This window comes from Acidocella sp. MX-AZ02 (assembly GCF_000306035.1).
GTDB classification, from domain to species: Bacteria; Pseudomonadota; Alphaproteobacteria; order Acetobacterales; family Acetobacteraceae; genus Acidocella; species Acidocella facilis.
On sequence record NZ_JH976208.1, the window covers coordinates 349,245 to 362,903 of the forward strand.

15 protein-coding genes and 1 pseudogene are annotated in these 13,659 nt (G+C 66.2%); 14 read left to right on the forward strand and 2 right to left on the reverse strand.

Annotated elements, in window-relative coordinates:
• The first annotated feature begins 184 nt into the window (after positions 1-184).
• The 4 genes from MXAZACID_RS09930 to MXAZACID_RS09940 all read left to right on the forward strand — a co-directional run bounded on the left by MXAZACID_RS09930 (position 185) and on the right by MXAZACID_RS09940 (position 3,443).
• Positions 185-1,087 (forward strand): A/G-specific adenine glycosylase, encoded by a 903-nt coding sequence (locus MXAZACID_RS09930; RefSeq protein ID WP_008494173.1) that lies wholly within the window; start codon positions 185-187, stop codon positions 1,085-1,087.
• Positions 1,068-2,090 (forward strand): dipeptidase, encoded by a 1,023-nt coding sequence (locus MXAZACID_RS09935; RefSeq protein WP_008494174.1) that lies wholly within the window; start codon positions 1,068-1,070, stop codon positions 2,088-2,090. Before MXAZACID_RS09930 ends, MXAZACID_RS09935 begins: the two co-directional genes overlap by 20 nt.
• A gap of 295 nt (positions 2,091-2,385) precedes the next feature.
• Positions 2,386-2,616 (forward strand): hypothetical protein, encoded by a 231-nt coding sequence (locus MXAZACID_RS19755; protein ID WP_205619785.1) that lies wholly within the window; start codon positions 2,386-2,388, stop codon positions 2,614-2,616.
• Between the two features lie 2 nt (positions 2,617-2,618).
• A complete protein-coding gene (locus MXAZACID_RS09940; protein ID WP_008494176.1) occupies positions 2,619-3,443 on the forward strand; it encodes a hypothetical protein in 825 nt (274 codons plus the stop codon).
• A gap of 125 nt (positions 3,444-3,568) precedes the next feature.
• On the opposite strand, the gene MXAZACID_RS09945 is transcribed toward MXAZACID_RS09940, so the two are convergent.
• Both MXAZACID_RS09945 and MXAZACID_RS09950 read right to left on the reverse strand, forming a co-directional pair.
• Positions 3,569-4,255: a cysteine hydrolase family protein gene (locus MXAZACID_RS09945; RefSeq protein ID WP_008494177.1), complete on the reverse strand. Its 687-nt coding sequence runs from the start codon at positions 4,253-4,255 to the stop codon at positions 3,569-3,571.
• 93 nt (positions 4,256-4,348) lie between these two features.
• Positions 4,349-5,251, reverse strand: a complete 903-nt coding sequence (locus MXAZACID_RS09950) for an ROK family protein (RefSeq protein WP_008494179.1) — start codon at positions 5,249-5,251, stop codon at positions 4,349-4,351.
• A 64-nt stretch (positions 5,252-5,315) separates the two neighbouring features.
• On the opposite strand from MXAZACID_RS09950, the gene MXAZACID_RS09955 reads away from it, so the two are divergent.
• The 10 genes and pseudogenes from MXAZACID_RS09955 (at position 5,316) to MXAZACID_RS09995 (ending at position 13,595) form a co-directional block, all read left to right on the forward strand.
• Positions 5,316-5,552: a sulfurtransferase TusA family protein gene (locus tag MXAZACID_RS09955; RefSeq protein WP_039885287.1), complete on the forward strand. Its 237-nt coding sequence runs from the start codon at positions 5,316-5,318 to the stop codon at positions 5,550-5,552.
• Positions 5,549-6,472 carry a histone deacetylase family protein gene (locus MXAZACID_RS09960; RefSeq protein ID WP_008494181.1) on the forward strand — a complete coding sequence of 308 codons (924 nt, stop codon included), beginning with the start codon at positions 5,549-5,551 and terminating at the stop codon, positions 6,470-6,472. Before MXAZACID_RS09955 ends, MXAZACID_RS09960 begins: the two co-directional genes overlap by 4 nt.
• Before the next feature lie 30 nt (positions 6,473-6,502).
• Entirely contained in the window at positions 6,503-6,739 is a 237-nt protein-coding gene (locus tag MXAZACID_RS09965; RefSeq protein ID WP_008494182.1) for an exodeoxyribonuclease VII small subunit, read from the forward strand.
• A 4-nt stretch (positions 6,740-6,743) separates the two neighbouring features.
• Positions 6,744-7,655, forward strand: coding sequence for a polyprenyl synthetase family protein (locus tag MXAZACID_RS09970; protein WP_008494183.1), 912 nt, complete (start codon positions 6,744-6,746; stop codon positions 7,653-7,655).
• Between the two features lie 182 nt (positions 7,656-7,837).
• Positions 7,838-9,259, forward strand: a complete 1,422-nt coding sequence (gene xdhA / locus MXAZACID_RS09975) for a xanthine dehydrogenase small subunit (protein ID WP_008494184.1) — start codon at positions 7,838-7,840, stop codon at positions 9,257-9,259.
• Positions 9,252-9,590: pseudogene (locus tag MXAZACID_RS20480) on the forward strand (xanthine dehydrogenase molybdopterin binding subunit); the annotation flags it as partial. The gene xdhA and the pseudogene MXAZACID_RS20480, both read left to right, overlap by 8 nt.
• 121 nt (positions 9,591-9,711) lie before the next feature.
• The gene (xdhB, locus tag MXAZACID_RS09980) at positions 9,712-11,571 is read left to right on the forward strand and encodes a xanthine dehydrogenase molybdopterin binding subunit (protein WP_008494187.1); all 1,860 of its coding nucleotides are present in this window, start codon (positions 9,712-9,714) and stop codon (positions 11,569-11,571) included.
• On the forward strand, positions 11,564-12,469 hold the full coding sequence (xdhC, locus tag MXAZACID_RS09985) for a xanthine dehydrogenase accessory protein XdhC (RefSeq protein WP_039885163.1): 906 nt from the start codon (positions 11,564-11,566) through the stop codon (positions 12,467-12,469). The genes xdhB and xdhC overlap by 8 nt, the downstream gene beginning before the upstream one ends.
• Positions 12,466-12,936, forward strand: coding sequence for a nucleoside deaminase (locus MXAZACID_RS09990; RefSeq protein WP_008494189.1), 471 nt, complete (start codon positions 12,466-12,468; stop codon positions 12,934-12,936). The genes xdhC and MXAZACID_RS09990 overlap by 4 nt, the downstream gene beginning before the upstream one ends.
• Positions 12,933-13,595 (forward strand): cysteine hydrolase family protein, encoded by a 663-nt coding sequence (locus MXAZACID_RS09995; RefSeq protein WP_008494190.1) that lies wholly within the window; start codon positions 12,933-12,935, stop codon positions 13,593-13,595. Before MXAZACID_RS09990 ends, MXAZACID_RS09995 begins: the two co-directional genes overlap by 4 nt.
• Positions 13,596-13,659: the final 64 nt, after the last annotated feature.

Genomic DNA, 13,659 nt, shown 5'->3' on the forward strand with positions numbered 1-13,659 from the left:
CGCGGGCCGAAATTGCGCGGCGCAGATTCCTGCGGCACAATCGGCGCCCGTGGCGCACGCTTCTTCTTCCCCTCCTCCGGCACGCAAACTCCTCTCATGGTATCACCGCCATCGCCGTCATCTGCCATGGCGCTCAGCCCCTGGCGAGCATGCCGACCCTTACCATGTCTGGCTCTCCGAAATCATGTTGCAGCAGACGGTTGTGGCAACCGTGCGGCCTTATTACGCCAGATTTCTAGAAACCTACCCCACCGTGCAAGCGCTCGCCGCCGCCAGCGTGGAGGAGGTGTGCGCCCTCTGGGCCGGGCTTGGCTATTACGCACGCGCCAGAAACCTGCATAAATGCGCGGTCGCGGTGGCGGCGCTGGGCGAATTCCCTGATTGTATCGAAGGGTTACGCGCCCTCCCCGGCATCGGTCCCTACACCGCTAACGCCATCGGCGCGATCGCCTTCAACCTGCCGGTGCTGCCCGTGGACGGCAATATCGAACGCGTCGCCGCCCGCCTCTTCGCCATTACCGCGCCGCTGCCGGGCTCCAAGAAAACCATCGCCACCGCCGCCGAGGCGCTGATGCGCGACAAAGCCGCCCGCCAGGCCCCCGGCGATTTCGCCCAGGCTCTGTTCGATCTGGGGGCCACCATCTGCACCCCCAAATCCCCCGCCTGCGCCATCTGCCCCTGGATGGCGCATTGCGCGGCCCATGCCCAGGGCATCGCCGCCACCCTCCCGGCCAAGGCGAAAAAGCCCGAGCGCCCGCACCGTGAGGGCATCGCCTATATGCTGCTGGACGCGCAGGACAATGTGCTGCTGCTGCGCCGCCCGCCCAGCGGGCTGCTCGGCGGCATGCTGGCTCTGCCGGATACCCCGCCGGTGAAAACCCGTTGGCGCGATGCCGGCGCCATCGAGCATATCTTCACCCATTTCGCTCTGACTTTGTCCGTGAAGGTGGCCCGCGTGCCCGCTTTGCCGGCGGGCGCGCTGCATGCCCCGGTCGGCACCGCCCCGGTGCCCTCGGTCATGCGCAAGGCGCTTGACGCCGGTTGCCTGGCGCTCAACCATGCGGGGAATGGAAAACGATCCGCATAACGGCCTGCTGGCCATCGATACCCATGTCGACATCCCCTGGCCGGAAGGCCCCAGCCCGTTCGAGGACGGGCCGCGCTGCGTCGATCTGCCGAAGATGCGGCAGGGCCGGGTGGGGGGCGTATGCTTCGCCGCCTATATCCCGCAAGGGCGGCGCGACGATGCCGGGCACCAGGCCGCCACCAGCCGGGCGCGGGCGATGCTGGACGCCATCGCCGCCATGGCCCCGGCGGATGGCTCTGGCGGCATCTGGGCGACCAGTGCGGGGGCCATCGAGGCCGCCTTCGCGGCCGGCAAGCCCGGCATCGTCCCGGTCATCGAAAATGGCTACGCCATCGGCAAGAGCCTGGCTTTGCTGGACGAGTTCGCCGCCCGTGGCATCCGCTACATGACCCTCACCCATAACGGCCATAACGAGATCGCGGACGCCGCCATCGCCTTGCCGACCTTGGGCGACCCCGAGGCGCTCTATGGCGGGCTCTCGGATTTCGGCCAGGCGGTGATCGCGCGAATGAATGAGCTGGGCGTGCTGATCGACATCTCCCACGCCTCCAAGGCGACGATGATGCAGGCGGCCCAGCGCTCGCGCACCCCGGTGGTGGCGACCCATAGCTGCATGAAAACCCTGTGCGACCATAAGCGCAATCTGGACGACGAACAGCTCGACGCGCTGGCCGCCACTGGCGGGCTGGCGCAGATCACCATCGTCTCCAATTTCCTGCGCCCGAAAGCCCGCGCGGCGGATTTGACGGTGGAGGATATCGTCGACCATGTCGATTACGCGGTGAAACGCATGGGCGTGGACCATGTCGGCATCGGCACCGATTTCGACGGCGGCGGCGGCGTGCGCGGCTTTATGAACGCCAGCCAAACCCCGAACCTGACAGCGGCGTTGGCGAAGCGCGGGTATGGGCGGAGCGAAATCGAGAAAATCTGGGGCGGGAATTTTTTGCGGCTGATGCGAAAGGCTGAGGCTGTGGCGGGGGAGAAGGCGGCGGCGGAGTAGGGGTAATGAATAGGGGCGGCGGTTGCCGATGGCTAGATCGGGCCGGGAGCGGCTCGTCTGCGTCAGATTGACAGCCGCAAATAGCGGAGATCTGGCTTAAGAGCCGACCGCCTAGCGGAAAATGTTTGAAATCAAAAGATGATTTGAGCCAAGGAAATGAATTTTGGGTTTCGGTCATATCTTTTGCAAGATTTAACCTATTGAAATCATGTGACTCTATTTAGTTTCCAGAAGTCTTGATTTTTGAGAAATGAACTGCCCATTACAAACACACGAACAGTCGTTATAGTAAATAATGCAATTCACTTTAGAAATGTTCTGGACGAACCCCAGCGGGGAAATTGAGCCGTTACTCAAACCGTTAACTCTTGATTTTAAGACCGTTGAAGAGGCGCGGCAGGTTTTTAGCGCGGTGACTAATCACCCCAAAATTCCCGCACACTCGCTTACCCTTATTTCAGAGGATCGCTCAGTTTCTGAGAGATGGTTCCAGCTCGACGGCGTGTGGAGACGAAAAGACCTGTAATCATGGCCGATCCGTATATCTTTGACCAACTGCTGGGAATTGCAAATGCAGCCCTTTCCTCGCCACTTTTTATTGCCATTGTCAGTACCGCTATTGCCGCTTTCGCTGGCACCTGGGGTGCCCAACTTCTCGCCGAAAGGACAGCGCGGCGGAAAGAAATTTTGGCCGAAATAAGGGGGGTAAATGCGGCGCTGAGTTTTGCCTTCAATATCGCCAACACCTACATCGCGACCAAAAAGCAGCTCACCAAAGAACTCGTTGCAGGCTACAAACAGCAACGCGCGGATCGCGAAGCCCACGACATGCGCGTAAATGCACTGGTAATCCCCGCAAACACTACTTTTACCTATCAACTCGTGCTCCAAACAATTCTGCCACCCTATTCTCCCATTGCGGAACTGCAAAAAATTCTTTTGGATCGGATTAACCCGAGCGGCAGGGCACTGCTTCTGTTAACTCCTCTTATGCAGTCCATCGAGGGCTTTGCTGATGCTGCGGCACAACGCAACGCCTGGATCGACGAAGTCAAAAAGATGCCTGAAAACAATGACGCTATGAAAGCATGCCTTTATTTTGGCACTCCTTTCGCACCTGGCCGTGTTGATGATCGATACCCCAATTTGATGGACGCCATAGAACGTTACAATGATAGCTGCATCGGATTTAGCGTCCAGCTCGTCAATGTGCTTAGAGAGCATGGAGAAAAAATGGCCGCCGAATACGGGAAAGATGCTCCAAAAATCAGTAAGCCAGATTTTAAAATGGCCGGTGATTTGATCCCTGACCTGAAAGAATATGCTCGCTGGGTGGAGGAGCCTAAAGCTTAGGCCTACGGCGCAAAAATCTTTCCCGTGGGAACGGCGGCTTTCGGGCCATTAACCAGGGCTCGGGAACGACAAGGATGGGCGCAAAGTAGCCGCTTCTGAGCGGCAATTTTCCTCGTCCCCACCCCCTACACCCCCGCCAACAACGCCCCCGACCTCGCCACCGCCCCAAACACCCCGCCCTGCATCGTCACCATTTTTAGCGCCGCCGCATGGTTGCCCGCATCCGTCGCGGCGCAGCAATCCTCCAGAATCACGCACTCAAATCCACGATCATTCGCCTCGCGCATGGTCGTATGCACGCACACATCCGTGGTAATCCCGGTCAGTACCAGATTGCGGATGCGTTTCTGGTTCAAAATCAACTCCAGATCCGTCGCGCAGAACGAACCCTTGCCCGGCTTATCGATGATGATTTCCCCCGGCAGCGGCGCCAGCTCGGGAATAATCTCCCAGCCTGGCTCGCCGCGCACCAGAATCCGCCCGCACGGCCCGGCATCGCCAATCCCCGCCCCGATCTGGCGTGAGCGCCAGCGTTTATTCGCCGGCAGATCCGCCAGGTCCGGCCGATGCCCCTCGCGCGTATGGATGATCGTATAACCCCCCGCCCGCATCGCCCGCAGCACCGCCTGAATGGGCGCGATCGGCGCGCGGGTCAGCGCGATGTCATAGCCCATCTTGTCCACATACCCGCCCGGCCCGCAGAAATCCGTCTGCATGTCGATGATCACCAGCGCCGTGGTCTGCGGCCCCAGGCTGCCATCATAGGGCCAGGGATAGGGGCGGGCGGCGATGCTGCGGGTCGGCTGGGTCATGGCGGTCCTTGCGCTGGAAATGCAGCGCCGCCGCAAAGGCCGCGCATGAGGCGGGTGAAGCAATCCGCGTGCCAGCGCTGCACCGCGTGGCGTTCAGCCCTGCCCCGCCGGCCACAACCAGGCCGCCCCGCGCACCCCCGAACTATCCCCATGCTTCGCCTTCACGATGTGCGGCGCCACCTGGTCCGAGAACACATAAGGCCGCATCAACCCGGGCAGCTGCTCATAGAGATGCGCCATATTGGAAACCCCGCCGCCGAGCACGATGCAGTCCGGGTCGAGCAGATTGGTGATCACCGCCAGCGCCCGGGCCATCCGGTCCGCGTGCCGGGCCAGCGCCGCCTGCGCCTTGTCGTCCCCGGCGGCGGCGCGCTCGGGCAGCGAGCCGGCATCGTGATAGCCCGGCCCGTCGCATTCGCGCGCCAGCGAGGGGCCGGCCAGATACAGCTCCAGGCAGCCGCTCTGCCCGCACCAGCAACGCGCCAGCGGCAGCTCATCCTCCCGTGGCCAGGGCAGGGGGGTATGGCCGAACTCCCCGGCCAGGCGGTGCCGCCCTTCCAGTATCCGCCCATTCACCACAATCCCCGCCCCGGTGCCGGTGCCGATGATGATGCCGAACACCACCCCCGCCCCCGCCGCCGCGCCATCCACCGCCTCGGAGAGGGCAAAGCAATTGGCATCATTCGCCACCCGCACCTCGCGCCCGAGCAAGGCGGCCAGATCGCGGTCGAAGGCATGGCCGTTCAGCGCGTTGGAATTGGCGTTCTTCACCAGCCCGGTGGCGGGCGAGATGCAGCCGGGTATCCCCACCCCAACCGTGCAAACCTGCCCGCTCTCCTGCTCCGCCTCGGCCACCAGATCGGCGATGTTGCGCAACGCCGCCGCATAGCCGGGCGGGGTCGGGCGGCGGCGGCGCAGTATTTCGCGGCCATCCTGCGCCAGCAGAATGATTTCCGTCTTGGTGCCGCCGAGATCGATGCCGATGCGATGGGTCATAAGCCGGGTTCTGGGCCGAAACCTCATCTTGCTCAAGCCCGCGTGAAGGCGCATGATTCGCGCCATGGGAGAAACTCTAATCGACGCGCAATACCAGAAATCGCCCATCCCCGTGCTGCGCGCCGCCCGCGCCCTGCGCGCCATGGCGCCCGGCGAGAAATTGCGCATCCTGGCGACGGACCCAGGGGCGGTGGCGGATTTCCGGGAATTCTGCAAAACCAGCGGCCATGCCTTGATCGCCGCCAGCGAGGTCAAGGGTGTGTATAGCTTTTCGCTGAAACGCGGCGGCCAGCCCGGATGAGCGTGGCGCTGTTCACGCATCCGGCGGCGTTGGGGCATGATACCGGCCCGGACCATCCCGAATGCGCGGAACGGCTGCGCTACGTGCTGCGCGCCCTGGACGCGCCGGATTTCGCGCACCTGCTGCGCGAGCTGGCCCCCTTGGCCACGCCGGCGCAGCTGAAGGCCGCGCATGACGCGGATTACATCGACGCCGTGCTGGGCTGGTCCGGCGAGCCCGTCCGGCATATCGACGGCGATACGGTGTTCGGCCCGGGCACGCGCGAGGCCGCCTTGCGCGCCGCCGGGGGGGGGGCGGCGGCGGTGGATGCGGTGATGGAAGGCTGGGCCCAGGCCGCCTTCGTCGCCATGCGCCCGCCCGGCCACCATGCCGAGGCCGACCGGCCGATGGGCTTCTGCGTCTTCAATAACGCCGCGGTGGCCGCCCGCCAGGCGCAGCGCCAATGGGGCCTCACGCGCATCGCCATCGTCGATTTCGATGTGCATCACGGCAACGGCACCCAGCATATTTTCAGCGCGGACCCGCAGGTCTTCTACGCCTCCTCCCACCAATCACCCTGCTTTCCCGGCACCGGGGCGCAGAGCGAGACCGGGATGGGCAATATCCTCAACATCCCGCTGCCGCCCGGCGCCACCGGCGAGGTCTTCCGCGCCGCCTGGAGCACGGCCCTGCTCCCCCGCCTGGCGGATTTCGCCCCGCAGATCTTGATCCTCTCCGCCGGTTTCGATGCCCATGCCGCCGACCCGCTGGCGCAGCTGCGGTTGAAAGAGCCGGATTTCGCCTGGGCGACGCGCGAATTGCTGGCCATCGCCGATGCGCATTGCCCCGGCCGCGTCGTCTCGCTGCTGGAAGGTGGCTATGATCCCACCGCGTTGGCGCAAAGCTGTGCTACGCATGTGCGCGCGCTGATGCGGTTGTGATTCCCGCGCGGCGCGGCTACGGGAGCATTCATGACTGATCAATCCGATATTGCCGCCCTCTCCTTCGAGGACGCCCTGGCCGCCCTGGAAGCCATCGTGCGCGGGCTGGAATCCGGCCAGCAGAAGCTGGAAGATGCGATCACCGCCTACGAGCGCGGGGCGGCGCTGAAGAAACATTGCGAGGAAAAACTGGCCCAGGCGGAAGCCCGGGTGCAGGCCATCGTGGCGCGGGCGGATGGCTCGCTCGCCCTCAAGGACGGAGAGTAAGACCATGGCGCTTGATGTGGTACCCAAGCCGGACGCGCTGGGCGAGGCGCTGGCCGAGGTGGCAAGGCTGGTGGAGGCGCAGCTCGACGCGCTGCTGCCCGTGCCCGAGACCGCCGAGGCGAAGCTGATGGAGGCCATGCGCTATGCCGTGCTGAATGGCGGCAAGCGCATGCGCGCCTTTCTGGTGATGGAGGTGGCCAGGCTGTTCTCGGTCAACCGCACCTGCGCCGCGCGCGTCGCCGCCTCGGTGGAGATGCTGCACGCTTATTCGCTGGTGCATGACGATCTGCCGGCGATGGATGACGATGATCTGCGCCGCGGCCAGCCCAGCTGCCACAAGAAATTCGACGAGGCCACCGCGATCCTGGCCGGCGACGCGCTGCAGACCCGCGCCTTCGAGGTGCTGGCCGAGGAAGACACGCATGGCGATGCCGAGGCGCGCATCGAGCTGGTGCTGGCGCTGGCCTCGGCTTCGGGCATGCGCGGCATGGTCGGCGGGCAGATGATCGACATGCAATCCGAGGGCAAGGAACTCTCGGGCGCCGAGATCACCCGGCTGCAGGCGCTGAAGACCGGCCGGCTGATCCAGTACGCCGCCGAGGCCGGGGCGATTCTGGGCCGTGCGCCCACCGCCCAACGCCAGGCGATCGTCGCCTATGGCCGCGATCTGGGGGCGGCCTTCCAGATCTATGACGATGTGCTGGACGAGACCGCCACCGCCGAGGAAATGGGCAAGACCGCCGGCAAGGATGCCGCCTCCGGCAAGGCGACCATGGTCGCGGTGCTGGGGCTGGAGCGCGCCCGCGCCCAGGCCGAGCGCCTGGCCGAGCAGGCGGCGGCGCATCTGGAGAGCTTTGGCGAGCGCGCCGCGCTGCTGCAGGCGCTGGCCCGCTTCACCGTCTCGCGCAAGAGCTGAGGCGCACGCGCTGAGCGCGCTTTCAGCCGGTTGCCCAAAACCGCGCCGTGGGTGGAATCTGAAACAGGCAGGGCCGGGTTCGGTCCTGCCTTTTTAAATGGCCGGGCGGGCAACTTACCGTTGACAGGCCGGGTGGGTGGGGTGGACACTCCGCGGGTTGGGACGGGTGTGGAGTAGAGCCAATGAGCGTGCGGTTCCTGCTGGATGGCGAGGTGATCACGCTGGACGCGCCCGACCCCACCGGCACGGTGCTGGAGCTGTTGCGCGGCCCGCTGCGCCGCACCGGCACCAAGGAAGGCTGCGCCGAGGGCGATTGCGGCGCCTGCACCGTGCTGCTGGGCACGCTGGCGGGCGAGGGGGGCAGCGCGCGCATCGCCTGGCGGGCGGTGAATAGCTGCATCATGTTCCTGCCGATGCTGCATGGCAAGGCGCTGCTGACCATCGAGAGCCTGGGCGGCGCGCATCCGGTGCAGCGCGAAATGCTGGAGCGGCACGGCTCGCAATGCGGCTTCTGCACGCCGGGCATCGTGATGTCGCTCTATGCGCGCAGCATCGGCGCGCTGGGGGCGGAGCAGAGCGTCGCGGATTGCCTCGCGGGCAATCTCTGCCGCTGCACCGGCTATGGGCCGATTCTGGCGGCGGGTGCGGCGGTGGCGTCGGCCCCGCGTGACGATGCGGCCATTATCGCAGCGCTGCGAAAACTGCGCGACGCTCCCGGCGCGATCAACTATCAGGGCCGCCGCGCCTTCCTGCCGCAAACCGTCGAGGAGCTGGCGGCACTCTATCTGGCGCACCCCCAGGCGCGGCTGGTGGCAGGGGCGACGGATGTCGGGCTCTGGGTGACCAAGCAGCAGCGCGTGCTGGACGAGCTGATCTTCATCGCCGATATCGAAGCGCTGCGATTTATGGAGGAGACGCAGGACGGGCTGCGCCTCGGCGCGGCTTTGCGCTATGCCGAGGCGCAAGCCGCGCTGGCGCGGCTGCATCCGGCTTTGGGCGAGCTGGTGCGGCGGATCGGCGGGGCGCAGGTGCGCAATGCCGGGACCATCGGCGGCAATATCGCCAATGGCTCGCCGATCGGCGACATGCCGCCTTCCCTGATCGCGCTGGGGGCAACGCTGACGCTGCGCCGGGGGGCGGAACGCCGGACCATGGCGTTGGAGGATTTCTTCCTGGCCTATGGCAAGCAGGACCGCCAGCCGGGCGAGTTTGTGGAAAGCCTGTTCATCCCCCGGCCCGAGCCGGGCGCGCTGATCCTGATTGCGAAATTATCGAAGCGCTTCGATAGCGACATCTCCGCCGTCTGCGGGGCGATCCATCTGCGGGTGGAGGGGGGCACCATCACCCAGGCGCGGCTGGCCTTTGGCGGCATGGCCGGCACGCCGAAACGGGCGGCGCATGTCGAGGCGGCGCTGACCGGCGCGCCCTTTACCGAAGCCGCGCTGGAGGCGGCGGCATCGTTGATCGGGCAGGATTTTGCGCCGCTTTCGGATGTGCGGGGCACGGCTGCCTATCGCCTCACCGTGGCGGCCAATCTGCTGCGCCGGCTCTGGGCGCAATCCCAGGGCGAGGCGGTGAGCGTGCTGGAGCTGGCCGATGGCTGACCGCGAGATCCAGACCCTGGGCGCCGTCGCACGGCCCTTGCCGCATGACAGCGCCGCCGCGCAGATTTCCGGCACCGCGCTTTATGCCGATGATGTGCCCGAGGCCGCCAACATTCTGCATGGCGCCTTCGGCCTTTCCAGCGTGGCGCATGCGCGGCTGACCGGGCTGGATCTCTCTGCCGTGCAGTCCGCCCCCGGCGTGGTGGCGGTGTTTTCCGCCATCAACATCCCCGGCAAGAACGATGTCAGCCCCTTCGCCGGGGATGACCGGCTCTTCGCGGAAGATGAGGTGGTCTATCACGGCCAGGCGCTGTTCTTGGTGGTCGCCAGCTCCCATCAGGCGGCGCGGCGGGCGGCGAAACTGGGCAAGGCCGCGTATGAGCCGTTGCCGCCCTTGCTCACCATTGCCGAAGCGGTGGCGGCGGACAGCCTGATCGAGCCCGCCCAGAGCAGTGGGGCGCGGCGACGTGGCGGCGGCTTTGGCGGCGTCCGCCCCACCGGCTCTCCGGCCGGCTGGCGAGTGGGCGGGCAGGATCTATTTCTATCTCGAAGGCCAGATCGCGGTGGCGACCCCGCAGGAGCAGGGGGGCATGCATGTGCTCTCCTCCACCCAGCATCCGAGCGAGGTGCAGCATATCATCGCCCGCGTGCTCGGGCTGGCGGATGCGCAGGTGACGGTGGAGGTGCGCCGCATGGGCGGCGGCTTCGGCGGCAAGGAGACCCAGGCCTCCCTGTTCGCCGCCGGGGCGGCGCTGGCGGCGGCGGCGACCGGGCGGCAGGTGAAAATCCGCGCCGACCGCGATGACGACATGGTGCTCACCGGCAAGCGGCATGAATTCGAGACCAGCTACGAGGTCGGGTTCGACGATGAGGGGCGGATCGAAGCGGTGTCGATGGAGCTGGCCTCGCGTTGTGGCTGCTCGGCGGATCTCTCGCAGGCGATCAATGACCGGGCGATGTTCCATGCGGATAATTGTTATTTCTACCCGGCGGTGAAGATCCTCTCGCACCGGACGAAAACCCATACCGTCTCTGCCACCGCCTTTCGCGGCTTTGGCGGGCCGCAAGGGATGATCGTGGCGGAGCGGATGCTGGACCATATCGCCCATGTGCTGGGCAAGGACCCGCTTTCGGTGCGGCTGGCCAATCTCTACGGGCCGGGGCGGGATCTCACACCCTATGCGATGCAGGTGAGCGATAATGTCGCCCCGCAGATCATCGCGGATCTGGTGGCCAGCAGCGATTATACGGCAAGGCGCGCGGCGGTGGCGGAGTGGAATGCGCGCCATCGCATCATCAAGAAAGGCATCGCGCTGACGCCGGTGAAATTCGGCATCTCCTTCACCACCACCCATCTCAACCAGGGCGGGGCGCTGGTGAATATCTATACGGACGGCTCCATCCTGCTGAACCATGGCGGCACCGAGATGGGGCAGGGGCTGATGATCAAGGTGGCGCAGGTGGTGGCCGATGTGTTCGCGGTGCCAGTGGCGCAGGTGCGCATCTCCTCCACCCGCACCGACAAAGTGCCCAACACCTCGGCCACCGCCGCCTCCTCGGGGTCCGACCTCAACGGCATGGCAGCCTTCAATGCGGCGGCGACGATCCGCGCCCGGCTGGTTGAATTCGCCGCCAAACATTTCGGGGTGGCGGAAGCGGCGGTGCGCTTCACGCCGGACGGGGTGGTCGCCGGGGCGGAGCGGGTGAGTTTCGCCAGGCTGTGCCAGCTGGCCTATCTGGCGCGGGTTTCGCTCTCCGCCACCGGGTTTTATGCCACCCCCGCCATCCATTATGACCGCGCCAGCCATACCGGCCGGCCCTTCTATTATTTCGCTTACGGCGCCGCGGTGGCGGAGGTGGCGCTGGATACGCTGACCGGCGAGCATAAGGTGCTGGCGGTGGATATTCTGCATGATGTCGGCAAATCGCTGAACCCGGCGATCGATCTCGGCCAGATCGAGGGCGGGTTTATTCAGGGCATGGGCTGGCTGACCACCGAGGAGCTGGTGTTCGACGATCAAGGCCGGCTGCTCACCCATGCGCCCTCGACCTATAAAATCCCGACCGCCTCGGACCGTCCGGCGCGGATGAAGATCGAGCTGTGGGCACCAGGCGAGAATGCCGAGCCGACCATCCATCGCTCCAAGGCGGTGGGCGAGCCGCCTTTCATGCTGGCCAATGCGGTGTTCTGCGCCCTGACCCAGGCGGTGGCGGCGAGCGTGCCGGGCGGCGGGTTTCCGGCTTTGGATGCGCCGGCGACGCCGGAGCGGATTTTGGCGGCGATTGCGGCATTGAGGGTGGGTCATGGCTGAGTGGATCGAAGCGCTACGATCCTGGCTGCCGCGTGGTCCCGTGGCGCTGGTCAGCGTGCTGGCCACCGAAGGTTCGGCGCCGCGCGGGGCGGGGACGAAGATGCTGGTGTCTGCCGAGGCGATTTTCGGCACCATTGGCGGCGGCAAGCTGGAATTCACCGCCATCGCCCAGGCAAGGGCGGCGTTGGGGCGGGCACCCGGGAGCTGGGCGGTGCAGGATTATCCTTTGGGGCCGCTGCTCGGCCAATGTTGCGGCGGGCGGGTGCGGCTGCTGGTCGAGCATCTGGACCCGGAATCTTGCGGATTTTTGCAGGCGGAGCCGGGGGAGACGCTGGTGGCGAGGCTGGCGGAAGGGCGCATCGAGCGGGCCTATGGCGGGCGGCTGGCGACAAAGCTGCCGCAAGCGCGCGGGGCGTTGCCGGGGGCGGGGGCAAGCTTTGTCGAGCCGGTGGAGATCACCAGCCGGCCTGTGCTGCTGTTTGGGGCCGGGCATGTCGGCCAGGCGATGGCGCGGGTGTTTGCCGGGCTGCCGCTTTCGCTCGGCTGGTTCGATGTGCGGCCGGAGCTGGCCGGGCTGCCCGGGCTGGTCTGCTGCACGGCGGAGGAGATGCAGGCGCTGCTGGCAGAGGCGCCGCCGGAGGCGGCGGTGCTGGTGCTCACCCATGACCATCAGCTGGATTATGCCCTGGTGCGCGCCGCCTTAAGCGGGCCGGCCGGGTTTGTCGGCATGATCGGCTCGGGCACCAAGCGGTCGCGGTTTCTCGCGCGGCTGGCGGCGGACGGGGTGGACCCGGCGCGGCTGACCTGCCCGATCGGTTTGGCGGGGGTGGCCGGCAAGCAGCCGGAGGTGATCGCGGTTTCGGTCGCGGCACAGCTTTTGAGCCTGGAGGGCGGATGAGTTTGGATGAGGATTTGCTGCGGCGGAGTTTCGCGGTGGCGGCAAAGGCGCGCGAGGCGGGGTGCCACCCGTTCGGCGCGCTGCTGGCCGGGCCGCAGGGGGCGGTGCTGATGGAGCAAGGCAACGGGTTTCTGCCCGACCATGACATGACCGGCCATGCCGAGCGCATCCTCGCCGGGCGGGCCAGCATTGCCTATGGCAGCAAATTCCTGGCCGAGTGCACGCTTTATTCCAGCGCCGAGCCCTGCGCGATGTGCGCCGGGGCGATCTATTGGGCCGGGATCGGCCGGGTGGTGTACGGGCTCAGCGAAGCGGCGCTGAAGGCGCTGACCGGGGACCATGCGGAGAACCCGACGCTTGATCTGCCCTGCCGCACGGTGTTCGCCGCCGGGCAGCGGGCGGTCGAGGTGGTCGGCCCGCTGCTGGAGGATGAGGCGCTGGCGCTGCATGACGGGGTTTGGGCATGAGCCGGGAGATTGCAGCCAGGCCCGCGCCCTTTGTGCTGGATATCGGCCGCGTGGCGCTGGTGATCATCGACATGCAGCGGGATTTTCTGGAGCCGGGCGGGTTTGGCGCGGCTTTGGGCAATGATGTGACGAAGCTGCGCGCCGCCATCGGCCCCATCGTAACCGTGCTGGCGGCGGCCCGGGCGGCAGGGATTTTGGTGGTGCATACGCGCGAAGGCCACCGGCCGGATCTGGCGGATCTGCATCCGGCCAAGCATCGGCGGGCGGCGGGGATCGGCAGAGCCGGGCCGATGGGGCGGATTCTGGTGCGCGGCGAGGCCGGGCACGGCATCATCGATGATCTGGCGCCGGCTGATGGCGAGCCGGTGGTGGATAAGCCGGGCAAGGGCGCCTTCTATGCCACCGATCTGGAGACGATCCTGCATAAGCGCAGCATCACCCAGCTGATCCTGGCCGGGGTGACGACGGAGGTGTGCGTGCATACCACGCTGCGCGAGGCGAATGATCGCGGCTTCGAATGTCTGGTGCTGGAAGATGGCACCGCCTCCTACTTCCCGGAGTTTCATCGCGCGGCACTGGAGATGGTCGCGGCCCAAGGCGGCATTTTCGGCTGGGTCGCGGCGAGTGCGGATGTCGCGGCGTCGCTGGCAGGGGCCTGATTCTATTGCAGCTTCGTGTCAGTCTGGCTACGCTTTGGGCAGGATGGGTTGCCTGCTTCATAGC